Origin of the sequence: Salmonella sp. 741265116_PST (genome assembly GCF_046567715.1) — a bacterium.
Classification (GTDB): Bacteria; Pseudomonadota; Gammaproteobacteria; order Enterobacterales; family Enterobacteriaceae; genus Salmonella; species Salmonella enterica.
This window is the reverse complement of sequence record NZ_JBKFPH010000009.1, coordinates 88,645-113,710: the sequence shown is the minus strand read 5'-3', so window position 1 is coordinate 113,710 and position 25,066 is coordinate 88,645. Positions and strand designations below refer to the sequence as shown.

The following is a 25,066-nucleotide window of genomic DNA, read 5'->3' as shown; positions in this document are numbered from 1 at the left end:
AGGAATGAACCTGGTATCCTGCGCTTATCAGGCCGATGGCAGCTCTTCTGGTCGTGCCCGAAGAGATAAAAAGTGTGATGGCGTTGAATATTTTTTCAGCGCCATTTTTATTTACGCGTGGGAAGGAAATCCCTACGCAAACGTTTTCTTTTTCTGTTAGAATGCGCCCCGAACAGGACGACAGGGCGTAAAATCGTGGGACATCTATGGTCTGGATTGATTACGCCATTATCGCGGTGATTGCTTTTTCCTGTCTGGTTAGCCTGATCCGCGGCTTTGTTCGTGAAGCGTTATCGCTGGTGACGTGGGGTTGTGCTTTCTTTGTCGCCAGTCACTACTACACTTACCTGTCTGTCTGGTTTACGGGCTTTGAAGACGAACTGGTTCGTAATGGGATTGCTATCGCGGTACTGTTTATCGCGACGCTTATCGTCGGCGCTATCGTGAATTTTGTGATAGGTCAGCTAGTAGAGAAGACCGGCCTGTCGGGAACTGACCGGGTGTTGGGGATCTGTTTCGGCGCACTGCGAGGCGCGCTGATTGTCGCCGCCATTCTGTTCTTCCTTGATACCTTTACCGGCTTGTCGAAAAGCGAAGACTGGAGCAAATCGCAGCTCATCCCGCAGTTCAGCTTCATCATCAGATGGTTCTTTGACTATCTGCAAAGCTCGTCGAGTTTCTTGCCCAGGACGTAACAGGTTCTGAGATGTGGCTTAACGAGGAAAATGACGTATGTGCGGTATTGTCGGTATCGCCGGTGTTATGCCGGTCAACCAGTCGATTTATGACGCGTTAACAGTGCTCCAGCATCGTGGTCAGGATGCTGCCGGTATCATCACCATTGATGCGAATAACTGCTTCCGCTTGCGTAAGGCAAACGGACTGGTGAACGATATTTTTGAAGCTCGCCACATGCAGCGTTTGCAGGGCAACATGGGGATCGGCCATGTGCGCTACCCTACCGCAGGCAGCTCCAGCGCTTCCGAAGCGCAACCTTTTTATGTTAACTCGCCGTATGGCATCACGTTGGCCCATAATGGCAACCTGACTAACGCGCACGAGCTACGTAAAAAGCTGTTTGAAGAAAAGCGCCGTCATATCAACACCACCTCCGATTCCGAAATCCTGCTCAATATTTTCGCCAGCGAGCTCGACAACTTCCGTCACTATCCGCTGGAAGCCGACAATATTTTTGCCGCGATTGCCGCGACTAACCGTCAAATCCGCGGCGCCTATGCCTGCGTGGCGATGATTATCGGCCACGGCATGGTGGCTTTTCGCGATCCGCACGGCATTCGCCCGTTAGTGCTGGGTAAGCGTGACGTTGGCGATGGTCGTACGGAGTATATGGTCGCTTCTGAAAGCGTGGCGCTGGATACGCTGGGCTTTGAATTCCTGCGCGATGTTGCGCCGGGCGAAGCTATCTATATTACCGAAAAGGGACAACTGTTCACGCGCCAGTGCGCGGATAACCCGGTCAGTAACCCCTGTCTGTTTGAGTACGTTTATTTTGCTCGCCCGGACTCCTTTATCGACAAGATCTCCGTCTACAGCGCTCGTGTGAATATGGGCACCAAACTTGGCGAAAAAATCGCTCGTGAATGGGAAGATCTGGACATCGACGTCGTGATCCCTATCCCGGAAACCTCCTGCGATATCGCACTGGAAATTGCCCGTATTCTCGGCAAGCCGTACCGCCAGGGATTTGTCAAAAATCGTTACGTGGGACGTACCTTTATCATGCCGGGCCAACAGCTACGCCGTAAATCCGTGCGCCGTAAGCTCAATGCTAATCGCGCGGAATTCCGCGATAAGAACGTCCTGCTGGTGGATGATTCCATCGTGCGTGGCACCACATCAGAGCAGATCATCGAGATGGCCCGGGAAGCCGGCGCGAAGAAGGTTTATCTGGCGTCCGCCGCGCCGGAAATTCGTTTCCCCAACGTCTATGGCATTGATATGCCGACCGCCAATGAACTGATCGCGCATGGTCGCGAGGTGGATGAGATTCGTCAGATCATCGGCGCAGACGGGCTTATCTTCCAGGATCTGAACGATCTGATCGAAGCCGTACGCGCGGAAAACCCGGATATCCAGCAGTTTGAATGTTCGGTATTTAACGGGGTATATGTCACCAAAGACGTAGACCAGCAATACCTCGACTTCCTGGATTCATTACGTAATGACGACGCCAAAGCGGTGCTGTTCCAGAACGAAATGGAAAACCTGGAAATGCATAACGAAGGCTAATGGCTTTGCCAGCGGCGCGATGCCGCTGGCCGATGTCAATTACGCACCACGCCGAAGCGAATAGCGTATTTTTGTACTTTGTACTGTAACGTGGTGCGCGATACGTTAAGGCTGCGGGCCGCGGCGGCAATATTCCCCTGATGCGTATCCAGCGCGGTTTCTATTAAATGCCTTTCGTAGTTGGCAACCCGTACCTCCAGCGACCCTTCATACTGCGGATCGGGTGACGAGGGAAGGGGATTTTCCGGCGCGGTTTCCGGTACGCCTAAATTTAACTCGTCCTGTTCAAAAATGATGTGTTTGAGCAGCCCATCTTTTTCCTGCATGATCATGCTGCGTACAATCGCGTTTTCCAGCATCCTGACATTACCCGGCCAGGCGTGATTGAGCAGATCAGCACGCGCCGTCTCGCTTAATCCGTGAATATCCTGCGGCACGTCATTACGGTATTTATCAATAAAATAATTCGCCAGTAAGGGAATATCTTCCGGGCGGGCACGCAGCGGCGGTAACGTCAACATTCCGACGCTCAACCGATAAAAAAGATCTGCCCGCAGACGTTCTTGTTGAATTAATTTGACGGGCGCTTCGTTCATGGCGGCAACGATCCTGACATCAGAGTGGAGCTGCTGCTGTCCGCCGAGCCGCCAGAAGGTTTTATCCTGCAAGAATCGCAGCAGCTTACTTTGCATCTCTATCGGCATGGCGTTCAGCTCATCAAGAAAGAGCGTTCCCCCGTTTGCCAGTTCCAGATAGCCCTGGCTATTTTCCGCGCCGGTATAGGCGCCGCGCACGGTGCCGAAAAGCGTACTTTCGATAAGCGTAGGCGGTAGAGCGCCGCAGTTCAGGGCGATAAATGGTTTATTCGCCCGCTTGCTGCATTGATGGATCAGGCGGGAAAATAGCTCCTTACCCGTACCCGTCTCCCCGACAATCGTCACCGGAATATTACTGGCGGCCAGCCGTTTGGCTTTGGCGATATTACTGAGCATTTCCGGGTTTTCGGTAATAATGGCATGGTGCTTCTCATGGTGATCGGCATACAGCAGTTGGTTCAGTTCTACCACCTGCTCCTGGAGCCGCCTGACGCCGGACATATTCCTGCCGATTTCGATAACGCCGACCATGCCGCCATCGCTTGCATAGAGCGGCGCGGTGGTGTGCTGATAGTCAACGGCCTGGCCTCGCGCATTGTAATAAATTTGATAATGGCCAATGTATTCCACGCCTTTTTTTAACGATGAAAGCATCGTACTTTGGGTCTCTTTCATGCCCGGATAGACATCCAGCATATGTTTTCCCATTGCCCGTTCAATACTGTAGCCGTCCAGATCCGCGCTTTCCTGATTGTAGTAAACGTATTCACCACGCTCATTAATGACGGCCAACGGCTGATGAATCAAATCGAAAAAGCGGGAAAACATCCTGAGCGCCGAGGCCAGTTCCTGATTGGTGGATGCCATACATGCATTCCTCATATCTATTGTTCATGTTGCCATTATAAAAGTGACGAATTTTCGTCGTTGTGATGAATAGCAAACTCAATGACGAAAATGAGAAACAGCTTATTTTTATAAGTAATTGATTATTTTGATAAAAAATAGTGGCATACCTTTTGCCTTATCCCTGTAAAGAATGCGGATTTTTACCATAAACATTAAGCAGAGGGCGTTATGACTGACTCGATTATGCAGAATTACAACCAGCTACGTGAGCAGGTAATCAACGGCGATCGCCGTTTCCAGCACAAAGACGGTCATTTGTGTTTTGAAGGGGTCGATCTGGACGCTCTGGCGCGCCAGTACCCCACGCCGTTCTATGTGTTTTCTGAGCCGGAGATTATTCGTAACATTCATGAAATCCAGCAGGCATTTGCGGCGCATAAAAATACCAAAACCTTCTTTGCGTCAAAAACCTGCTCGGTCATGGGGGTGTTGAAAGCCATTCGTGACGCCGGAATTTGCGCGGAGGCAAACTCACAATATGAGGTTCGCAAGTGTCTGGAGATAGGCTTTCGCGGCGATCAGATCGTCTTCAACGGCGTGGTGAAAAAGCCTGCCGATCTGGAATATGCTATCGCCAACGATCTGTATCTTATTAATGTTGATAGCCTGTATGAGCTGGAACATATTGATGCCATCTCTCGCAAGCTGAAGAAAGTCGCCAATGTTTGCGTCCGCGTAGAGCCGAATGTTCCCTCGGCGACGCATGCGGAACTGGTTACTGCTTTCCATGCGAAGTCGGGTCTCGACCTGGAACAGGCGGAAGAAACCTGCCGCCGCATTCTGGCGATGCCTTATGTGCATTTGCGCGGCTTGCATATGCATGTGGGCGATCAGGTGCCGGAGTCAGAGCCTTTCGCAAAAGCGACTAAAGTGCTGGTGGATGAATCCCGTCGCCTGGAAGAGGTGCTCGGTATTAAATTTGATTTGATCAACGTGGGCGGCGGAATTCCGGTTCCCTATAAATATGACGATGAGAATGGCGACCCGTTAAAAGATAATATGTATGCCGGTATTACCGCCCAGGATTTTGCCGATGCGGTCATTCGCGAAGTGCATAAATGGCGTACCGATGTGGAAATATGTATTGAACCGGGACGTAAAGTGACCGGGTCGGCGGCGGTGTTACTGACGGAAGTCTCCTGCGAAAAACGTAAAACAAATTACGATCTTAACGGCAATGTGGAATGCCACGTTGAATGGAAATTTGTCGACGCTGGTTACAGCGTACTCTCTGACAGCCAGCATTTTGACTGGTTCTTTTATGTCTATAACGCCTCTCGCATGACGGCAGCGCACGACGCCTGGATAAAATTAGCCGGGCCGCTGTGTGATGGTGGAGATTATTTCCACATGGGAGTGAAAGGCGAAGAGTTTTTACTGCCGAAGGAGACTCATGTTGGCGATATTGTCGCGTTTCTTGATGCCGGGGCATACACCATTGAAAGTCAAACCGTTTATAACAACCGTCCGCGCACGGGCGTGGTGATGATCGATAAAAATGGTGAGACGCGTCTGATTCGTCGGGAAGACAGTTACGAAGATATGGTCAAGTACGACATTTATTAATACTGTTTTGGGCTTCAGTTTTATGCTGAAGCCCGTCGTCAGATGATAAGAAGAGGGCAGTGATGCCTGAATGCATAACAGGAGATGGCCATGAGTAACACAAATTCTGGCTTACTTGGCATCAAAGACATTGTCTTTATGAATGTCATCGCTATTCTGAGTTTGCGGCAAATCCCTAACGTGGCGCCTTACGGGGCATCGGCCATGTTGTTATGGGTGATAGCCGCATTCTGCTTGTTTTTTCCTTTAGCGATGGTATGCGGCGAGCTGTCAACCGGCTGGCCGAAAGATGGCGGGATATTTGTCTGGATTAAAGAGGCATTTGGTAAACGTATTGCATGGATTGTCGTGGTTTGTTTTCTCTTTTCCTGCGTACTGTTTTTCCCATTAATGCTGCAATTCGGCTTTACCGCGTTGGGCTATATGATCGGCGGCGGCCTGGCGGAAAATAAAGCATTTATCGGTATTGGTTCCGCGGTAATTTTCTGGCTATTAACGCTGATGAATATCCGTGGGATGGAATGGACAAAAATTATTAATAGCATCAGCGCCTGGTGCGGCGTATTTATTCCCTCCGCCATCCTCATTTTACTGGCGGTGGTATGGCTATGTACCGGACACCAGATGCAGACGGACTACACTACAGCGAAAAACTGGATTCCGGATCTCGGACACTGGGATACGATCGTTTTCTTATCCAGCATGATGTTTGCGTTTGCCGGACTGGAGGTCGCCCCGATGATTGCCGGGCGTACCCGTAATCCACAGCGTGATTTTCCGCGAGCGATGGCCGTCTCCGCTGCCGTTATCGTTGGGATCTATATGGTCGGCACCTGGGCGCTAAATACGCTTTTACCCGCCGGGAAAACCGACATTGTGGCAGGCGTCATGCAGGCTATGCATGCTGCTGCGGACACGCTGCATATGCCGTGGTTAATTCCTGTTATGGCCATCTGTATGTTTTTTGGCGCTCTCGGGCAAATTAACTCCTGGCTGGTGGGGCCGATTTATATGCTCCAGGAAGCCTCGCGTGAAGATAATCTGCTGGGGGACCGAATTGGCAAATTACATCCGGTGTGGAAAACGCCCGCCTTTGCCTTGACTGTACAGGCGATTATTGTCACGGTCCTGTGTTTTTCGACTTTTATTTCGCCAAGCGTTGCGGCGGCTTACTGGATGTTAACGGCGCTAACGACCATCACCTATTTTATTCCTTATCTGGTGATGTTCCCGGCGTTCTGGCGTTTACGTAAGACTCAGCCGGATACGCCAAGAAGTTTTAAAATTCCGGGCAAGGTTTTACCGGCTATTTTACCCGCGCTGGGCTTTCTTTCTATCGCCTTTGCCGTTGCGCTGTTATTTATTCCGCCTTCTCAAATTGATATGGGCGGATATTTCCAGTACGCCGGGAAAATTATTGGCGGAGCCGTGCTGGCGGTTGTCGTCGCGGAGTACATTTACCATCGGGCGCAGAAACGTAATGCCCGTTTAAGCATGGCGGGAGGAAAATAAAATGTATATGCCAGTTCTGGAAATAAATCTACGCAAGCTGGAAGAAAACGCCCGCACGGAAAAAGCTCTGCTGGCAAGCAGCGGTATTGACGTGATGGCTGTCAATAAAGTTTTTGACGGCTGCGTGGAAACCGCGCAGGCGGTGTTCAACGGCGGAATTACCGTTATTGCTGAATCACGAACCTATAATTTGAAAAAAATACGCGAGACAGGATGTACGACCTGCCTGTTACGCAGCCCGTGTCTGAGTGAAATCGAAGATGTGGTGCGCTACGCGGATATTAGTTTAAATAGCGAGCCGGTGGTATTACGGGCATTATCGCAAGAAGCCCAACGCCAGGGGAAAACGCATCAGGTATTACTGATGGTGGATATGGGCGATTTACGCGAGGGTATCTGGTTTGGTGAATATCAACGCATTCTTGAGACCGTGACTCTGATTACTGGTCTGCCCGGTCTGGAATTATATGGACTGGGCACCAACTTTAATTGTTACGGCACCGTGTTGCCAACGGTAAAAAATGGCGAGGATTTTCTGGCGCTGGCCGCCCGGCTGGAAGCTGACAGCGGTATTCCTGTCCGGCGGCTTTCTGCGGGAAACTGCACCAGCTATCACCTGCTGGATAAAGGTATCTGGCCGCAGGGGCTGAATCATCTGCGCATCGGCGGACTGCATGAATTCGGCATTGAATATGTGGACATGAAATACCTGAATGAATTTCACCACTCCGCAAAACCGGTCGATAAAGCCTGTTCCGATATGTATATCCTGGAAGCGGAAATCATCGAACTGAACAGTAAACCGACCGTCCCGGTCGGGGAGCTGGGCGTCGATGCCTTTTTGCAAAGTAAAACCTTTGTCGATCGTGGCATACGCCGACGCGCATTGCTGGCGTTTGGTCGTCAGGATGTGCCGTCGGATAACTGTGTGCCATGCGACGACGCTATCACTATCTTAGGGCAAACCAGCGATCATACGCTGGTGGATATTGAAGATTGCCGTCAGTCGCTAAAAGTAGGCGATGTGATTCGCTTTGAGCTGGATTATACGGGCCTGTTAATGGCCTGCCAGACCAAAGGCGTCGCCTGGAGGTTTACGCGTTAACGCATAACCGCCGCGGCGATGTCGCGGCGGCATCTTTGACCTCACGAAAGACAGGGAGTAACGATGGATACCCTGCAACAATCACCGCCAGCAGAGCCTGAAGGCGGTCTGCGACGTAACCTGAAGAAGCGGCACCTGCTGATGATGTCGTTGGGCGGCACGATTGGCACCGGCTTATTTATCGGCATTGCCGAACCGTTAAGCAGCGTCGGGCCGGCGGGAACCTTACTGGCCTATCTGTTTGCCGGAACCATTATGCTGGCGACGATGATGTGTCTTGGCGAATTATCATGCGCCTTTCCTCACTCCGGTTCATTTCAACATTACGCGCTGATGTTTATGCCGTCACCTTGCTGGAGCTATACCATTGGCTGGCTTTACTGGTTTAGCTGGGTCTTTTCCCTGGCAGCCGACCTCACTGCCGCAGGGTTTATTGCTCATCAGTTTTTCCCCGCGGTTCCGGTATATATGTTCTGCCTGGCGATTCTGCTCATCCTGACGGCCATCAATCTCACCTCCGCAAAAAGTTTTGGCGAATGCGAATACTGGCTTTCGGCCATTAAGGTTTTCGCGATCGTGCTGTTTATCTGCGCGGGCGGGGTCATGATCTACTCGCTAATGGGCCATAGCGACTGGCACCCGACATTAAAAGCAGACGGAATGTGGTTTCCCCACGGTTGGGAGCAAATTGTGGTCTGTATGACGATCGTGATTTACTCTTTCCAGGGGGTGGAACTGGTAGGAAATGCGGCAGGGGAGACCGAATCGCCGCACATTATTTTACCGAAAGTGATCCTGGGGATCGGTCTCAGAATCATTTTATTTTACGGCCTGGCGATTGCGGTGCTGGCGCTGGTCTATCCGCATGGACTGACGCCAAATGGACAAAGCCCCTTTGTATGGGTATTCTCCCACGCGGGTATTCCGGGGGCGGATACGCTGATGACGCTGGTGATCTTTTCCGCCGCGATTTCTGCCGCTAACTCGGCCATTTACGCCAGTTCGCGTATGCTGTGGTCTATGGCAGGCGATCGCTTTGCGCCAGCCTGCTTTGGTAAAACGAACGGCGGCGGCGTGCCGGTGTATGCTATTTTAATCACGGCCTTGCTGGCGTTGGTGTCGTTGCTGACCCGCTATATTCCCGCACAGCAATTTTATTTATATCTGATCGCCAGTACCGGGCAGGTGGGTTGCCTGGCATGGATAACCATCGGATGGTGCCAGTATCGCTTCCGGCAATCGGTGCGTAATGGAACGTACGCCAGCGATTTGCTACGCTATCGATCGCCGCTTTTCCCCTGGACGGCCCGATTTGTCATTATCACCAATTTTGCCATTATGGTCGGCACCTGGTTTAGTGAGCAAGGGGTAGTGATAATGTTGGTTGAGCTGGCTTTTATGATAGGGATTCTTTTGTCATGGTATCTCTTCAGACCCACTTTGAGCCGATTACGTAACACAGTGGGATGAACGGCGCTCGTAAACGGTAAGAGAACATGAAACGACTCATTGTAGGAATTAGCGGCGCCAGCGGAGCGATTTATGGCGTGCGCTTATTACAAATTTTGCGCGATGTCGATAGCGTGGAAACGCATCTGGTGATGAGCCAGGCGGCCCGGCAAACGCTGGCGCTGGAGACCCATTTTTCGCTGCGCGAGGTGCAGGTGCTGGCCGATGTGACGCACGATGCGCGCGACATTGCCGCCAGCATTTCCTCGGGCTCTTACCCGACGGCGGGAATGGTTATCTTGCCCTGTTCGATTAAAACGCTGTCGGGGATTGTCCACAGTTATACTGACGGACTGCTTACCCGCGCGGCGGATGTGATATTAAAAGAGCGGCGACCTCTGGTGCTGTGTGTGCGTGAAACGCCGCTGCATATCGGGCATTTGCGTTTAATGACCCAGGCCGCTGAGATAGGCGCGGTGATTATGCCGCCGGTTCCGGCTTTTTATCATCTTCCTCAGACGTTAGATGATGTTATAAATCAAACGGTTAACCGAGTGCTGGATCAGTTTGATATCCCCCTTCCGCACGATCTTTTTGTTCGCTGGCAGGGCGCATAGCGTTGTCTGTTTAGCGTGCATTATTGTCCCTGTTGCCCTGTTTCAGGGCAATTTTGTAACCGCGATCATATCCTCAACATTTAATTCGTTAAAAGCCGCCGAAACGCTGCGGTTCAACCGTCATACCTGCTATCTTCAACATCAGGACAATATTGCAACGTTTTATTAACAAATTTAACGTCGAATCGTTTTGCTGACGTGAAAATGGCATAAGACCTGCATGAAAAAGTCTGCAAACACACAACACCACGTAAAACATAAGAAAATGACGCCACTTGAGGGGTATGTATGAAGAAGACCGTTCTCGCTTTGTCTTTGCTGATAGGTCTGGGCGCGACGGCGGCCAGTTACGCCGCGCTCCCGCAAACGGTTCGTATTGGAACAGATACCACCTACGCGCCTTTCTCATCGAAAGATGCCAAAGGCGACTTTATTGGCTTTGATATCGATCTCGGTAATGAAATGTGTAAGCGTATGCAGGTGAAATGTACCTGGGTCGCCAGCGACTTTGATGCGCTTATTCCCTCACTAAAAGCGAAAAAGATCGATGCCATTATTTCATCGCTCTCTATCACCGATAAACGCCAGCAAGAAATTGCGTTTTCCGACAAACTTTACGCGGCGGATTCACGCCTGATTGCGGCAAAAGGGTCTCCCATTCAGCCGACGCTGGAATCGCTGAAAGGCAAGCATGTCGGCGTGCTGCAAGGGTCCACGCAAGAGGCTTACGCCAATGATAACTGGCGCACTAAAGGTGTGGATGTGGTGGCTTATGCCAACCAGGATCTTATCTATTCCGATTTGACCGCCGGTCGTCTGGACGCCGCATTGCAGGATGAAGTCGCCGCCAGCGAAGGATTCCTGAAGCAGCCAGCGGGCAAAGAGTATGCGTTTGCCGGTCCTTCCGTGAAGGATAAAAAATATTTTGGCGACGGGACGGGGGTTGGGCTGCGTAAAGACGATACCGAGCTAAAAGCCGCGTTTGATAAAGCGCTGACCGAACTGCGCCAGGACGGAACTTACGACAAAATGGCCAAAAAGTACTTCGATTTTAATGTCTACGGCGATTGAGGGAAGGGGATAACGCGCCGCGCTGGGGAACTATCACGGTGCAAAATAGATGTTATGCACCTTTTTGGTGCATAAGCCGTTGCGGAACAGGCGCATAAATGCATACTTAATCGATTTTTATGCAAAATAAACCGGCTGACAAGGTAGAATGCTTTGCCTTGTCGGCCTGATTAATGGCACGATAGTCGCATCGGATCTGTAAAGATCTCCTGGAAAGACAGTCTGTTGAGGATAGTTATGAAAAAACTGGCGTTATCCCTTTCTCTGGTGCTGGCATTTTCCAGCGCTACCGCAGCATTTGCCGCTATTCCACAAAAGATTCGTATCGGTACCGATCCTACATACGCACCGTTTGAATCCAAAAATGCACAAGGTGAATTGGTCGGCTTTGATATCGATCTGGCCAAAGAGCTGTGCAAACGTATCGACACACAGTGTACGTTCGTGGAAAACCCGCTGGATGCGCTGATTCCGTCTTTAAAAGCGAAGAAAATTGATGCCATCATGTCCTCGCTGTCCATCACTGAAAAGCGCCAGCAGGAAATCGCGTTTACCGACAAGCTTTACGCCGCTGATTCCCGTCTGGTGGTGGCGAAGAACTCTGATATTCAGCCGACCGTCGCGTCGCTGAAAGGCAAGCGCGTCGGCGTGCTACAGGGGACGACGCAGGAGACCTTCGGCAATGAGCACTGGGCGCCGAAAGGGATTGAGATCGTCTCTTACCAGGGGCAGGACAACATTTATTCCGATCTGACGGCGGGCCGTATTGATGCAGCGTTCCAGGACGAGGTCGCGGCCAGCGAAGGTTTCCTTAAACAGCCTGTCGGAAAAGACTATAAATTCGGCGGCCCGGCGGTGAAAGATGAGAAGTTATTCGGCGTAGGAACCGGTATGGGGCTGCGCAAAGAAGATAACGAGCTGCGCGAAGCGCTGAATAAAGCCTTTGCTGAAATGCGTGCTGACGGTACTTACGAAAAGCTGGCGAAAAAGTACTTTGTTTTTGATGTTTATGGCGGTTAATCACCGTCGGTGCAGATAAAGCCCAAAGAATGTTGACTGTCTGCATTGCCTGATGGCGCTGCGCTTGTCAGGCCTACGGAGCATCGTAGGCCGGGCAAGGCACAGCCGCCATCCGGCGTGATGTGAGGCAAAAATGCAAAAGAGGCTTCTTACTTCACCACACACAACAGGACAGGCTGCATGTTGTACGGGTTTTCAGGCGTAATTTTACAGGGCGCGATCGTCACGCTGGAACTGGCGCTCAGTTCCGTGGTGCTGGCCGTGCTTATCGGTCTTGTCGGCGCGGGGGCGAAGCTTTCGCAAAACCGGGTAACGGGGCTTATTTTTGAAGGGTACACCACCCTGATTCGCGGGGTGCCGGATCTGGTCTTAATGCTGCTGATATTTTACGGATTGCAAATCGCGCTTAACGTGGTGACCGATTCGCTGGGTATCGACCAGATAGATATTGATCCGATGGTGGCCGGTATTATCACCCTTGGTTTCATCTACGGCGCCTATTTTACCGAAACCTTTCGCGGCGCGTTTATGGCGGTGCCGAAAGGCCATATCGAGGCGGCGACGGCCTTTGGTTTTACCCACGGGCAAACCTTCCGGCGGATTATGTTCCCGGCGATGATGCGTTACGCCCTGCCGGGGATCGGCAATAACTGGCAGGTGATACTCAAAGCGACGGCGCTGGTGTCGCTGCTGGGCCTGGAAGATGTCGTCAAAGCCACGCAGCTTGCCGGTAAAAGCACCTGGGAGCCTTTCTATTTTGCCGTGGTCTGTGGACTTATCTACCTGGTATTTACCACCGTTTCCAATGGTGTGCTGCTCTTACTTGAGCGTCGCTATTCCGTGGGCGTGAAGAGGGCCGATTTGTGATTGAGATCATTCAGGAGTACTGGAAATCCCTGCTGTGGACGGATGGCTATCGTTTTACCGGCGTGGCGATTACGCTGTGGCTGTTAATTTCATCGGTGGTGATGGGCGGTCTTCTGGCGGTGATTCTGGCGGTAGGTCGCGTTTCCAGTAATAAATTCATCCGTTTTCCCATCTGGCTGTTTACGTATATTTTTCGCGGCACGCCGCTGTACGTACAGCTACTGGTATTCTATTCGGGGATGTATACGCTGGAGATAGTCAAAGGCACCGATCTTCTTAACGCGTTTTTCCGCAGCGGACTGAACTGTACCGTACTGGCGCTGACGCTGAATACCTGCGCGTACACCACGGAAATTTTCGCCGGGGCGATTCGCTCGGTGCCGCACGGTGAAATTGAAGCGGCACGGGCCTATGGCTTCTCGTCATTTAAAATGTATCGCTGCATTATTTTACCGTCGGCATTACGCATCGCCTTGCCTGCCTACAGCAACGAAGTGATTTTAATGCTGCACTCTACGGCGCTGGCGTTTACCGCGACGGTGCCGGATTTGTTGAAAATCGCCCGTGATATTAACTCAGCGACTTACCAGCCGTTTACCGCGTTTGGCATTGCCGCCGTGTTGTATTTACTCATTTCGTATGTCCTGATAAGCCTGTTCCGCCGGGCGGAAAGACGCTGGTTGCAGCACGTGTCCTCTAAATAATTCGAGTAACATGATGTCAGAAAATAAATTACACGTTATCGATTTGCACAAACGCTACGGTGGTCATGAAGTGCTGAAAGGGGTATCGCTGCAGGCCCGCGCCGGAGATGTGATTAGCATTATCGGCTCGTCCGGCTCCGGTAAAAGCACTTTTTTGCGCTGCATTAACTTCCTCGAAAAACCGAGCGAAGGCGCGATTATCGTGAACGGTCAGAACATTAATCTGGTGCGCGATAAAGACGGGCAGCTCAAAGTGGCGGATAAAAATCAGCTACGCTTGTTGCGTACCCGCCTGACGATGGTGTTTCAGCACTTCAACCTCTGGAGCCACATGACGGTGCTGGAAAATGTGATGGAAGCGCCGATTCAGGTACTGGGATTAAGCAAGCACGACGCGCGCGAGCGGGCGTTGAAATATCTGGCGAAGGTGGGGATTGATGAGCGCGCTCAGGGCAAATATCCCGTCCATCTCTCCGGTGGCCAACAGCAGCGCGTTTCTATTGCGCGCGCGCTGGCGATGGAACCTGACGTTTTACTGTTCGATGAACCTACTTCGGCGCTCGATCCTGAACTGGTCGGCGAAGTGTTGCGCATCATGCAACAACTGGCGGAAGAAGGCAAAACGATGGTGGTGGTCACGCATGAAATGGGCTTCGCCCGCCATGTCTCTTCGCACGTTATTTTTCTGCATCAGGGGAAAATTGAAGAAGAGGGCGATCCGGAGCAGGTGTTCGGCAATCCGCAAAGCCCGCGTTTACAGCAATTCCTGAAAGGCTCGCTGAAATAAAAGAAGCCCGGCGGCGCATCGCTTACCGGGCAGGATACGGCGCTTTGGGAACTAGCGAATCACATCCGCCAGCGCCTCTTCTAAATCATACCAGCGAAATGCGAATCCGGCGGCTTCAAGCCGTTTTGGCAGCGCCCGCTGACCGCCCAGCACCAGCACTGACGACTCTCCCATCAATAAGCGAATTGCCGTCGCCGGAATGCGAATAATCGCCGGACGGCGCAGCGCGCGACCCAGAGCATGAGCAAAATGCTCATTATGGACGGGATACGGCGAGACCATATTGAAGGGACCGCGAAGATCGTTATCCAGCAGCCACAGAATGCCGTTGACCATATCGTCGATGTGAATCCAGGCCAGATATTGCCGACCATTACCCACCGGACCGCCGAGTCCGAGGCGAAACGGCGGAACCATTTTCCCCAGAATCCCGCCTTGCGGCGCCAGGACAACGCCGGTACGCAGCAGGCAGACGCGGGTCTGGTCGCTCTGCGCACGACAGGCAATCTGTTCCCAACGGGCGCAAAGTTTATGCGTAAATTCGTTGTGCGGCGGCTCATCTTCAGTGACGACAACGTCGCCCAGATCGCCGTAATAGCCCGTGGCGGAGCCGGATATCAACACCGAGGGCGGCGTTGCGCTGGCATGAATTAAATCCACCAACTTTTGCGTGATAGCCCAGCGGCTTTGGCACAACCGTTCTTTTTGTTGCGACGTCCAGCGCTTGTCGGCAATCGGTTCGCCCGCCAGATTGATGATGGCATCAATCTCATTGAGGTGCTCACGTTCCGCAAGCCCTTTCCATAATGTCACTCTGGAATCGAGAATCTGACGCGCGTTATCGGGATTGCGCGTAACGACCGTCACCTGGTGCCCCAGTGTTAACAGCCGGGGAATGAGATGACGCCCTATCAGGCCCGTACCGCCGGTAATCAGAATCTGCATATGACCTCCAGAGTAGGGAGGATTTCCTCTTCCCTAATGTCAGGTTTTTAATACGAATAAGGGTGCCGGACGCAGGTTTTTTCCGTGTATACACCTCTACATCATACATGATGTATGCCACCGCGTTACGCTTTCGCACTGTTACAGTGCAGTTGCGCTTGTAACAGTGCGCGCGCTGTCGCAGGACGCGTGCGAATGCGTTCAAACCAGTTATACACCGCCGGGTAGGTGTCAAGATCGATTCGCTGACGCTGATGTGCGTTAACCCACGGCCAACTGGCGATATCCGCAATACTGTAGTGGTCGCCGCCCAGCCACGGGGAGGTTTCCAGGCGTTTATTCAGGACGTTGTATAAGCGTTGCGTTTCAACCTGATAGCGTTCAATCGCATAGGGGATGGCCTGCGGCGCAAAATGGTTAAAGTGATGATTCTGGCCCAGCATCGGCCCTAACCCGCCGACCTGCCAGAACAGCCATTGCAGCGTGGTATGGCGTTCACGCAGCTCCCCGCTAAGCAGTTTGCCGCTTTTTTCCGCCAGGTAGAGAAGAATTTCGCCGGATTCAAAAAGACTAAGCGGTTGACCGCCGTCTGCCGGGGCGTGATCGACGATGGCAGGAATTTTATTATTGGGAGAGATAGCCAAAAAATCAGGGCGAAACTGATTGCCCTTGCTGATATCTACTTTTAGCAAACGATACGCCAGCTCCGCCTCTTCCAGAAACAGCGTTATTTTATGCCCGTTGGGCGTGGGGGCGTAGTAAAGGTCAATCATTTTGGCTCCTGCATATGCGTAAAGAGTCTGGGCTGAATTAAGTATAGAAAGCCTCCTGATGTGTGTGAGTTTTCATCAGGTGACAGCAGGCGAAAGACGCTATATTTTGGGAAGAAACCTAATACGCCCTCAAGAGGACATTATGAGTAAGCCTGTTATTGTGCTGTGGTCGGATGCGAACTTTTTCTCTCCCTACGTCTTGTCCGCCTGGGTGGCATTACAAGAAAAAGGGCTTTCCTTTACTCTGAAAACCCGCAATCTGGACCAGGGAGAACATCTGCAACCTGGCTGGCGGGGATATGCGCTGACGCAGCGCGTACCGGTGCTTGAGGCAGACAATTTTGAGTTGAGCGAGTCGTCCGCTATTGCGGAATACCTGGAGGAGCGTTTCGCGCCGCCGCAGTGGGAGCGTATCTACCCGCACGATTTACAAAAACGCGCCCGCGCGCGACAGATTCAGGCGTGGCTACGCAGCGATTTACTGCCGCTTCGCGAAGAACGGCCTACCGACGTGGTGTTTGCCGGGGCGAAAAAAGCGCCGCTAAGCGAGGCTGGAAAAGCCAGTGCGGCAAAACTGTTTGCGACGGCTGAAGCGCTATTGGGGCAGGGGACGCAAAATTTATTTGGTGAATGGTGCATTGCCGATACCGATCTGGCATTGATGATTAATCGTCTGGCGCTGCATGGCGATGACGTGCCGGCGTCGCTGGCGGCGTATGCGACATTCCAGTGGCAACGTGCTTCCGTACAGCGTTTTATTGCGCTTTCCTCGAAGCGTTCAGGCTGAAAATCTATTCATATTCCAGTATCATAACGCCGTTTTTCACAACGAGGAGTGAGCGATGAAACTGATGTTCGCATCGGACATTCATGGTTCTTTACCCGCCACGGAACGCGTGCTTGAGCGGTTCGCGCAAAGCGGCGCGCGTTGGCTGGTGATATTGGGCGACGTCCTTAACCACGGCCCGCGCAATGCGCTGCCTGAAGGCTATGCGCCTGCCCAGGTTGCCGAACGCCTGAACGCGGTGGCGACGCAAATCATTGCCGTGCGCGGCAACTGCGATAGCGAAGTGGATCAGATGCTGCTGCAGTTCCCGATAACTGCGCCGTGGCAGCAAATATTGACGCAAGAGAGGCGGCTATTTTTAACGCATGGGCACCTCTTCGGGCCGACGAATCTGCCCGCTCTGCATACTGGCGATGTGTTGGTCTATGGTCATACGCATCTGCCGGTGGCGCAACAGCAGGAAGGACTGTATCACTTTAATCCTGGGTCAGTGAGCATCCCGAAAGGCGAGTATGCGGCAAGCTACGGCATTCTGGATGATAATGTGTTGAGCGTAATCGCACTCAATGATCAAAGTATCATTGCGCAGGTTGCAATTAACTCGTAATTTACCTCACAAACGTAAATGCGCCGTAAGAGCGCCAGAAATAAGAAGGTTTCCTGATGGTGGAACAGCGTCGTTTGGCAAGTACGGAATGGGTGGATATTGTGAATGAAGACAATGAAGTCATTGCACAGTCCAGCCGGGAACAGATGCGTGCGCAACGCTTACGGCATCGTGCGACGTATATCGTCGTTCATGATGGTATGGGTAAAATTCTGGTACAGCGTCGTACCGAAACAAAAGATTTTTTGCCCGGTATGTTAGATGCTACCGCAGGCGGCGTGGTCCAGGCTGATGAGCAGCTACTGGAATCTGCCCGCCGCGAAGCGGAAGAAGAGTTGGGTATTGCAGGCGTGCCGTTTGCCGAACACGGTCTGTTTTACTTTGAAGACCAACATTGCCGGGTTTGGGGCGCGCTGTTTAGCTGCGTTTCCCACGGGCCTTTCGCGCTTCAGGAAGATGAAGTCAGCGAAGTGTGTTGGCTGACCCCGGAGGAGATCACCGCGCGCTGTGATGAATTTACGCCGGACTCGCTCAAAGCGCTGGCGCTGTGGATGACCCGCAACGCCAAAAACGAAGCCGCGCTTCAGGAGAAACCGGAAGAAACGGAATAAGCGTTTTAGCAGCTTTCCCGCATACATAAACTGGAGGCGATGGATTTTCGATCGCTCCAGTTTCCCTGATTTAACCTTTCCAACAGCGCCCGTCCGGCTTCACTGCCAATCTTACGGTGCGGTACGGCCATGGTGGTTAACGGCGGCTGGCAGACCCGGCTGACATCGCTATCGCCAAACCCGACAACCGCTAAATCGTCCGGAACTTTGATCCGCCGTCGTTGGCACTCGTATAACGCGCCACAGGCCAGCTCATCCGATACGCATACCAGCGCGTCCAGCTCCGGCCACGCCAGTAAAAACTCCGGCAGTTGCGACGCGCCGGTAGAAAAATTGGGCGGCAAGGCGGCATTAATCACCCGGTTTGGCGACATATGGTGGCGAAGCATCGCTTTGTACCAGCCGTGCAGATGTTGCTGAAAAATCCACTGCTCCTGATTGGCACATAGCAGCCCAATATTCTGATAACCGCGCTGAATCAGCATTTCCGTCAGCTCATACATTGCCGCAACGTTATCAATACCGATATTCATATCAATAGGATCGCTGCGAATTGCGCCCATTTCCATCACCGGAATAGACGCATTTTTCAGCCACTGGCGCACGGTATCGCTATGTTCGACGCTAAGCAGAATCGCCGCGGCAATGTTGGAGGCCAGCAGCGTTTCGAGCAGCTTCTCCTCTTGTTCCACGCGATGCTGCGATTCCGCCAGCATAATCTGGTAGCCTGCGGGCTGTAAAATTTGTTGCAGCCCGGCGAACATTTCAGAACACCCCGCTTCCGCAAGGTTCGGTACGACCATCGCGATGGTGTGCGAGGAGGCAGACGCCAGCGCGCTGGCGGCGAGATTAGGCATATAGCCCAGCTCATGCACTGCCGCTTCGATTTTTTCCCGGAGTTTATCAGAGACCTGTTCCGGCGTGCGTAAGGCTCGTGATACGGTCATCGTGCCTACACCGGCAAGTTGGGCTACATCGGCGATAGTCACTTTACCGGTACTGCGCCGTTTACGGGGTATCGACATACAAATTCCTGCGTCATTACAACATGTTGAGATGCTTTTTTATTGTCGTTCTTTGCTTCGCATGACTGGCAGTATACGCCTTAAATCCGCTTTTTTGCTGTGATTTCACACCATGATTTTAATTTGATAGCGCTATCACAATTCTGAGTAATAGTCGCTGGTAGCGCTATCTTTGTGATAACGATCGCAGCTAATATCGAATGGCTTGAATAAAGTTTGTTCATAATTTCATACACCGTGGGGGCGAATAACATGCTGGGAACCTGGTTATCTGACGCAACCATCACGCTACAGGAGAGCGTGGAAACGTGGCCGCAGGCGCTGGAAATTTGCGGCAAACCCCTGCTGGACGCAGGTGTTATCGCACCGGAATACATTACGGCGATTGTTCAGCAGCACCAAAAGCTTGGGCCGTATTATGTATTAGCGCCAGGGTTAGCGATGCCACATGCGAGGCCGGAAGAGGGGGCGAAAGGGTTAGGTTTATCGTTACTGAAACTACAGCGCGGCGTTTCATTTGGCGCAGACGAATTCGATCCGGTTGACATCATTATTATGCTGGCGGCGCCTGATAAGCACAGTCATATCGAAATGATATCGGCGCTGGCAGAATTATTTTCCAGTGATGTAGATATGGAAAAATTACATCAGGCAAAAAACCTGGAGGACATTAAAACGATTATTGACCGTTTCTGATTTTATTCCATTTTCTTGCGGTAAATAACATTACGCCCGTGCGTGATGCAGACCAACTCTACTTTTAAAAGGTGACAATAATGAAAATCATGGCAATTTGCGGTTCCGGCCTGGGTAGTAGTTTTATGGTAGAAATGAACATTAAAAAAGTATTAAAGAAACTCAATATTGACGCTGAAGTGGAACACTCCGATCTCTCATCGGCCACGCCCGGGGCCGCCGATCTTTTTGTAATGGCCAAAGATATTGCGGCCAGCGCCAGCGTACCGGAAAGCCAACTGGTGGTGATCAATAACATCATCGACATCAACGAACTGGAAACGCAGCTGCGCGCATGGTTCGCTAAACAATAATTATTGCTGGCGAGGTGGATATGTTTATCCTTGAAACGCTAAATTTTGTTGTTGATATTTTAAAAGTGCCATCGGTGCTTGTAGGGTTAATTGCGCTGATTGGTCTGGTGGCGCAGAAAAAAGCGTTTTCCGATGTGGTAAAAGGCACGATTAAAACCATTTTAGGTTTTATTGTGCTTGGCGGCGGCGCAACCGTACTGGTGGGTTCATTAAATCCGCTAGGGGGTATGTTTGAACACGCTTTTAATATTCAGGGTATTATTCCTAATAATGAAGCGATAGTCTCAATCGCGCTGGAGAAATATGGTGCGTCCACGGCGTTAATTATGGCATTTGGTATGGTGGCCAATATTGTCGTGGCGCGCTTTACGCGTCTTAAATATATCTTTTTGACCGGGCATCACACCTTTTACATGGCCTGTATGATTGGCGTAATCCTGACCGTGGCGGGTTTCGAGGGCGTAGGGCTGGTCTTCACCGGATCGCTGATCCTGGGGCTGGTGATGGCCTTCTTCCCGGCGTTGGCTCAGCGCTACATGAGGCGGATTACCGGTACCGATGACATTGCGTTTGGTCACTTCGGTACCCTGGGATATGTGCTTTCCGGCTGGATTGGCAGCCTGTGTGGTAAAGGCTCCCGCTCCACGGAAGAGATGAACCTGCCGAAAAACCTCAGTTTTTTACGCGACAGTTCTATCTCGATTTCGCTGACCATGATGATTATCTATCTGATCATGGCAGTCAGCGCAGGGCGTGAATATGTCGAAGCGACGTTTAGCGGCGGGCAAAACTATCTGGTGTACGCCATCATCATGGCAATCACCTTCGCCGCCGGCGTATTCATCATTCTGCAAGGCGTCCGTCTGATTCTGGCGGAAATTGTTCCGGCCTTTACCGGCTTTTCAGAAAAACTGGTACCAAACGCGCGTCCGGCGCTGGACTGCCCGGTGGTGTATCCCTATGCCCCTAACGCGGTACTGATTGGCTTCCTGTTCAGTTTTCTCGGCGGGCTGGTGGGACTGTTCCTGCTTGGACAGATGAAGCTTGTGTTGATCCTGCCAGGCGTTGTGCCGCACTTCTTTACCGGCGCGACCGCAGGCGTCTTTGGCAATGCCACCGGCGGTCGCCGCGGGGCGATGATCGGCGCATTTGCTAATGGTCTATTAATCACTTTCCTGCCAGTGCTGTTACTGCCGGTTCTCGGCGCGATCGGCTTCGCCAATACCACGTTCTCGGATGCTGACTTTGGCGTAATCGGTATTTTGCTGGGCAACCTGGCGCGTTATCTGTCGCCGATGGCTATCACGGGGCTGGTGGTGGCGCTATTCGCGCTACTGGTGGCGTACAACGTGTTGGCCAAAAACAAAAAAGCGACTGCCGAAGTGCAGGAAAATAGCGGAGCGAAAGAATGAACGTAACCGAAATCACCCAACTGGCGCGCGACATTCGCGTCGCCACGCTCAAATCCTTAAACCATCTTGGCTTTGGTCACTATGGCGGCAGCATGTCGGTAGTGGAAACTCTGGCGGTTCTGTACGGCGCGGTGATGAAAATCGACCCTGCCGACCCGGACTGGCCGGAGCGCGATTACTTCGTGCTGTCGAAAGGCCATGCGGGCCCCGCGTTGTACAGTACCCTGGCGATTAAAGGCTATTTCCCGCGCGAAGAGCTGAATACGCTTAACCAGAACGGCACCCGTCTTCCCAGCCATCCGGATCGGCTAAAAACGCGCGGCGTGGACGCCACGACCGGCTCACTGGGGCAGGGCATCTCTATTGCGGGCGGAATGGCGCTGTCGCATAAACTGGCGCGGCGACCCAACCGGGTATTTTGCATTGTCGGCGATGGCGAGCTGAATGAAGGGCAGTGCTGGGAGGCGTTTCAGTTTATTGCCCACCACCGCCTGAATAATCTGACCGTTTTCATTGACTGGAACAAACAGCAGCTTGACGGCGAGCTGGAGGAGATTATCAATCCATTCGATCTGGAAGGGAAATTCCGCGCGTTTGGTTTCGATGTCGTCACCGTCAAAGGCGATGATATTGCCGGACTACTGGCGGTGGTTCAGCCTGTGCCGCCCGCCGATGCCCAGCCACGGGTAGTGATCCTTGACAGCATTAAAGGGCAGGGGGTGCCATGCCTGGAGCAGTTAGCGAATTCTCACCACTTACGCCTGACGGATGGCATGAAGCAGACGCTCAATGAGGCCATTCATCAACTGGAGGTCATGCATGATTAAGCTTGCGCCCGCAGGGCTTAAAGACGATATCGAAATGCGCAAAGTTTACGCCGGTTTTGTCGCCGGGCAGATTGAGGCCGGAAGCCCAATTATTGCGCTTGAGGCTGATTTAATGAGCTCAATGGCGATGGACAGCGTGGCGCGTGACTACCCGCAGCATGTCATTAACTGCGGTATTATGGAGGCGAATGTGATTGGCACTGCGGCGGGACTGGCGCTGACCGGTCGCAAACCGTTTGTGCATACCTTTACCGCTTTTGCCAGCCGTCGCTGTTTTGATCAGCTCTTTATGGCGCTGGATTATCAGCGTAACAACGTCAAAGTGATCGCCTCCGATGCCGGAGTGACGGCGTGCCATAACGGCGGCACCCATATGTCTTTTGAAGATATGGGGATTGTTCGCGGGCTGGCGCACTCCGTAGTACTGGAGGTGACGGATGCGGTAATGTTCGCGGATATTTTACGCCAACTAATGGACCTGGACGGTTTTTACTGGCTGCGTACCATCCGTAAGCAGGCGCAAAGTATCTATGCGCCAGGCTCTACCTTTACCATTGGCAAGGGCAACGTACTGCGCGAGGGCGATGATATTACGCTTATCGCCAACGGCATTATGGTGGCGGAGGCGCTGGAGGCGGCGCGCCAACTGGAGCAGGAAGGCGTGAGCGCCGCGGTCATTGATATGTTCACCTTAAAGCCTATCGATCGCATGTTGGTGAAAAACTACGCGGAAAAAACGCGGCGTATCGTCACGTGTGAAAACCACAGCATCCATAATGGACTGGGGTCAGCGGTGGCGGAAGTGCTGGTGGAAAACTGCCCGGTGCCGATGCGCCGTGTTGGCGTCAAAGAGCGTTATGGGCAGGTAGGAACGCAGGATTTCTTACAACAAGAGTACGGACTCACCGCCGAAGCGATTGTAGAAGCCGCGAAATCACTGCTTTAATCATGGAGATATTGCCGGATGGCGCTGATGCTCATCCGGCATTTTGGATCAATGATATCCCATCATCTGCGCGCCAATGACGACCACGCTGGACATAATAAACAGTAGTCCCAGCAGTGACGCCCCCACTTTCAGCCAGTTGCGAAAATCGACCCGGCATACGCCCAGCGTGGCCATCAGCGAGGCCGATGTCGGATAGATGATATGGCTGAAGCCATCGCCAAACTGGAAGGCCAGAACAGTCACCTGACGGTTAACGCCGACCAGATCGCCGAGCGGCGCCAGTAATGGCATGGTTAACGCCGCCTGACCCGAACCGGACGTGACAAAGAAATTAAATACCGCCTGGAAGAGCAGCATAAACCAGGCGGCGATAGCATTATTAAGCCCGCTGATGCCATGCGCGATACTGTTAAGCAGCGTATTGAGCACGCTGGGTTCCCCAGCTTCGCCGTTGCCGACCAGCAGCAGAATGCCTTTGGCAAAACCCACCAGCAAGGCGGGCGCGATCATCATTCTCGCCCCTTCGGTGAATGAGGACGCCATCACGTTGATCGTCATACCGTTGAGGCGGAAGATAACGCCGATGAGGCCGATCACCACGCCCATGGTGAAAAACTGGCTGGCGATCTCCGGAATAAACCAGGCGTGGACAATCACGCCCCAGACGACCCAAATCATTACGCCGGTCAGAACCAGCAGTACCAGCCAGTCACCGAAGGTGAAAGGGCGCTGGACGACTTCATCCTGCTGTTCGCGGAAATAGCGATCGGATTCGTGGACACGGGAAAGCAGCGGATTCTTTTTCACGCGTGAGGCGTAGACCAGCGTAAAAACCAGCCCAATCAGCGTGGCGACAATCCAGACCACAATACGCAGCCCGGAGCCGGAAAGTACCGGCACGCCGGCAATCCCCTGGGCGACGACTACGCAGAAAGGGTTCATCCACGAACTGGCAAAGCCAATTTGGGTGGCGATATAGGTCACCAGGACGGTGGTAATGCTGTCATAGCCCAGCCTGACCATCAGCGGGGCTATGATAATTGCAAAGGCGACCGCCTCTTCGCCCATGCCAAATACGGCACCCCCTAACGAAAAGAGGACAAATAGCACCGGAATAAACAGGGCTTCGTTGCCCCGCGTGTGGCGAATCAGCGCCAGAATGCCGTTATCCACGGTGCCGGTACGCATCACGATGCCGAATGCGCCGCCAATCACCAACATAAACATAATGATGCCGACGGCAGTGCCGAATTTCGATCCGGATGTTAACCCTTCAAACGGAAAATTCATCAGCCCTGGTCTTTCATCGCCGGTAGTGAAAAATTGTACGCGATGATACTGCGCTTCCCCGACCTCATTGGTCACAATGCGAAAAGAGTGCGGGTCGACGACTTTGCGGGTTTTTGTCTGACCATCGACCTGATACTGCACTTCCTGGCTATCAAACATCCCAACGGGGACGACCCAGGTGGCGATACTGGTTAAAATGGCGACAAAAAAGATGATGACCAGCGTATCGGGCATTGCCCATTTTCTGGCTGTTTTTGATTCTGTAACGACAGACATGACAGACTATCCCTGTTGCAAAGCAAAGAGGCTAAGTATGAGAAGAAGGGAATAGTTATTCA

At 52.3% G+C, this 25,066-nt stretch carries 25 protein-coding genes; 20 read left to right on the top strand and 5 right to left on the bottom strand.

The features are described from left to right. Nucleotides 1–206: 206 nt before the first annotated feature. A complete protein-coding gene (gene cvpA / locus ACLD11_RS08760) occupies nt 207–695 on the top strand; it encodes a colicin V production protein (RefSeq protein WP_000262102.1) in 489 nt (162 codons plus the stop codon). Nucleotides 696–732: 37 nt separating this feature from the next. Continuing rightward, nucleotides 733–2,250 carry an amidophosphoribosyltransferase gene (purF, locus tag ACLD11_RS08755; RefSeq protein WP_000334205.1) on the top strand — a complete coding sequence of 506 codons (1,518 nt, stop codon included), beginning with the start codon at nt 733–735 and terminating at the stop codon, nt 2,248–2,250. A 35-nt stretch (nt 2,251–2,285) separates the two neighbouring features. On the opposite strand, the gene ACLD11_RS08750 is transcribed toward purF, so the two are convergent. Then, complete coding sequence (locus ACLD11_RS08750; protein ID WP_000168925.1) at nt 2,286–3,713, bottom strand: sigma-54 interaction domain-containing protein; 1,428 nt, start codon at nt 3,711–3,713, stop codon at nt 2,286–2,288. 210 nt (nt 3,714–3,923) lie between these two features. Between ACLD11_RS08750 and ACLD11_RS08745 the strand changes: the two genes are divergently transcribed. From ACLD11_RS08745 to hisP, 10 genes are all read left to right on the top strand, one after another. Continuing rightward, a complete protein-coding gene (locus tag ACLD11_RS08745; RefSeq protein WP_000132306.1) occupies nt 3,924–5,321 on the top strand; it encodes a diaminopimelate decarboxylase family protein in 1,398 nt (465 codons plus the stop codon). 90 nt (nt 5,322–5,411) lie between these two features. Beyond that, entirely contained in the window at nt 5,412–6,833 is a 1,422-nt protein-coding gene (locus ACLD11_RS08740) for an APC family permease (protein WP_000072512.1), read from the top strand. A 1-nt stretch (nt 6,834) separates the two neighbouring features. Next, a complete protein-coding gene (locus ACLD11_RS08735) occupies nt 6,835–7,938 on the top strand; it encodes an alanine/ornithine racemase family PLP-dependent enzyme (RefSeq protein ID WP_411014792.1) in 1,104 nt (367 codons plus the stop codon). Between the two features lie 63 nt (nt 7,939–8,001). After that, the gene (locus ACLD11_RS08730) at nt 8,002–9,408 is read left to right on the top strand and encodes an amino acid permease (protein ID WP_411011493.1); all 1,407 of its coding nucleotides are present in this window, start codon (nt 8,002–8,004) and stop codon (nt 9,406–9,408) included. A gap of 26 nt (nt 9,409–9,434) precedes the next feature. Next, nucleotides 9,435–10,004, top strand: coding sequence for a UbiX family flavin prenyltransferase (locus tag ACLD11_RS08725; RefSeq protein ID WP_001727041.1), 570 nt, complete (start codon nt 9,435–9,437; stop codon nt 10,002–10,004). Nucleotides 10,005–10,292: 288 nt separating this feature from the next. Beyond that, complete coding sequence (argT, locus tag ACLD11_RS08720) at nt 10,293–11,075, top strand: lysine/arginine/ornithine ABC transporter substrate-binding protein ArgT (protein ID WP_000754418.1); 783 nt, start codon at nt 10,293–10,295, stop codon at nt 11,073–11,075. A gap of 237 nt (nt 11,076–11,312) precedes the next feature. After that, the gene (gene hisJ, locus ACLD11_RS08715; RefSeq protein WP_183058686.1) at nt 11,313–12,095 is read left to right on the top strand and encodes a histidine ABC transporter substrate-binding protein HisJ; all 783 of its coding nucleotides are present in this window, start codon (nt 11,313–11,315) and stop codon (nt 12,093–12,095) included. A gap of 180 nt (nt 12,096–12,275) precedes the next feature. Next, nucleotides 12,276–12,962 carry a histidine ABC transporter permease HisQ gene (locus tag ACLD11_RS08710; RefSeq protein ID WP_000965498.1) on the top strand — a complete coding sequence of 229 codons (687 nt, stop codon included), beginning with the start codon at nt 12,276–12,278 and terminating at the stop codon, nt 12,960–12,962. Next, the gene (gene hisM, locus ACLD11_RS08705; RefSeq protein WP_000569771.1) at nt 12,959–13,666 is read left to right on the top strand and encodes a histidine ABC transporter permease HisM; all 708 of its coding nucleotides are present in this window, start codon (nt 12,959–12,961) and stop codon (nt 13,664–13,666) included. Before ACLD11_RS08710 ends, hisM begins: the two co-directional genes overlap by 4 nt. Nucleotides 13,667–13,679: 13 nt before the next feature. Next, entirely contained in the window at nt 13,680–14,453 is a 774-nt protein-coding gene (gene hisP, locus ACLD11_RS08700; protein WP_001293591.1) for a histidine ABC transporter ATP-binding protein HisP, read from the top strand. Between the two features lie 51 nt (nt 14,454–14,504). Here hisP and ACLD11_RS08695 read toward each other — a convergent pair whose 3' ends face one another. Both ACLD11_RS08695 and yfcG read right to left on the bottom strand, forming a co-directional pair. After that, nucleotides 14,505–15,398 carry a TIGR01777 family oxidoreductase gene (locus ACLD11_RS08695; protein WP_001166274.1) on the bottom strand — a complete coding sequence of 298 codons (894 nt, stop codon included), beginning with the start codon at nt 15,396–15,398 and terminating at the stop codon, nt 14,505–14,507. A gap of 125 nt (nt 15,399–15,523) precedes the next feature. Then, entirely contained in the window at nt 15,524–16,171 is a 648-nt protein-coding gene (gene yfcG, locus ACLD11_RS08690) for a GSH-dependent disulfide bond oxidoreductase (protein ID WP_000566562.1), read from the bottom strand. A gap of 142 nt (nt 16,172–16,313) precedes the next feature. On the opposite strand from yfcG, the gene yfcF reads away from it, so the two are divergent. Genes yfcF through yfcD form a run of 3 tightly spaced genes read left to right on the top strand, consistent with a single transcriptional unit; the run spans nt 16,314 to nt 18,176 of the window. Continuing rightward, nucleotides 16,314–16,958 (top strand): glutathione transferase, encoded by a 645-nt coding sequence (gene yfcF / locus ACLD11_RS08685; protein WP_411014791.1) that lies wholly within the window; start codon nt 16,314–16,316, stop codon nt 16,956–16,958. 55 nt (nt 16,959–17,013) lie between these two features. Continuing rightward, nucleotides 17,014–17,565, top strand: a complete 552-nt coding sequence (gene yfcE, locus ACLD11_RS08680) for a phosphodiesterase (RefSeq protein ID WP_411014790.1) — start codon at nt 17,014–17,016, stop codon at nt 17,563–17,565. A gap of 56 nt (nt 17,566–17,621) precedes the next feature. Then, nucleotides 17,622–18,176, top strand: a complete 555-nt coding sequence (yfcD, locus tag ACLD11_RS08675) for an NUDIX hydrolase YfcD (RefSeq protein ID WP_000230215.1) — start codon at nt 17,622–17,624, stop codon at nt 18,174–18,176. A gap of 5 nt (nt 18,177–18,181) precedes the next feature. Here the strand turns inward: yfcD and ACLD11_RS08670 are convergent, their stop codons facing one another. Continuing rightward, the gene (locus ACLD11_RS08670; RefSeq protein WP_000026946.1) at nt 18,182–19,201 is read right to left on the bottom strand and encodes a LacI family DNA-binding transcriptional regulator; all 1,020 of its coding nucleotides are present in this window, start codon (nt 19,199–19,201) and stop codon (nt 18,182–18,184) included. A 252-nt stretch (nt 19,202–19,453) separates the two neighbouring features. Between ACLD11_RS08670 and ACLD11_RS08665 the strand changes: the two genes are divergently transcribed. The 5 genes from ACLD11_RS08665 to ACLD11_RS08645 all read left to right on the top strand — a co-directional run bounded on the left by ACLD11_RS08665 (nt 19,454) and on the right by ACLD11_RS08645 (nt 23,435). Beyond that, complete coding sequence (locus ACLD11_RS08665) at nt 19,454–19,897, top strand: PTS sugar transporter subunit IIA (RefSeq protein ID WP_000901810.1); 444 nt, start codon at nt 19,454–19,456, stop codon at nt 19,895–19,897. An 80-nt stretch (nt 19,898–19,977) separates the two neighbouring features. Next, nucleotides 19,978–20,250, top strand: coding sequence for a PTS sugar transporter subunit IIB (locus ACLD11_RS08660; protein ID WP_000699818.1), 273 nt, complete (start codon nt 19,978–19,980; stop codon nt 20,248–20,250). A gap of 20 nt (nt 20,251–20,270) precedes the next feature. Further along, a complete protein-coding gene (locus tag ACLD11_RS08655; protein WP_001522266.1) occupies nt 20,271–21,662 on the top strand; it encodes a PTS ascorbate transporter subunit IIC in 1,392 nt (463 codons plus the stop codon). Beyond that, nucleotides 21,659–22,489, top strand: a complete 831-nt coding sequence (locus ACLD11_RS08650; protein ID WP_411014789.1) for a transketolase — start codon at nt 21,659–21,661, stop codon at nt 22,487–22,489. The genes ACLD11_RS08655 and ACLD11_RS08650 overlap by 4 nt, the downstream gene beginning before the upstream one ends. Then, nucleotides 22,482–23,435 carry a transketolase family protein gene (locus ACLD11_RS08645; protein WP_227242248.1) on the top strand — a complete coding sequence of 318 codons (954 nt, stop codon included), beginning with the start codon at nt 22,482–22,484 and terminating at the stop codon, nt 23,433–23,435. The genes ACLD11_RS08650 and ACLD11_RS08645 overlap by 8 nt, the downstream gene beginning before the upstream one ends. A 48-nt stretch (nt 23,436–23,483) precedes the next feature. Here the strand turns inward: ACLD11_RS08645 and yfcC are convergent, their stop codons facing one another. Next, entirely contained in the window at nt 23,484–25,004 is a 1,521-nt protein-coding gene (yfcC, locus tag ACLD11_RS08640; RefSeq protein WP_411014788.1) for a putative basic amino acid antiporter YfcC, read from the bottom strand. Nucleotides 25,005–25,066: the final 62 nt, after the last annotated feature.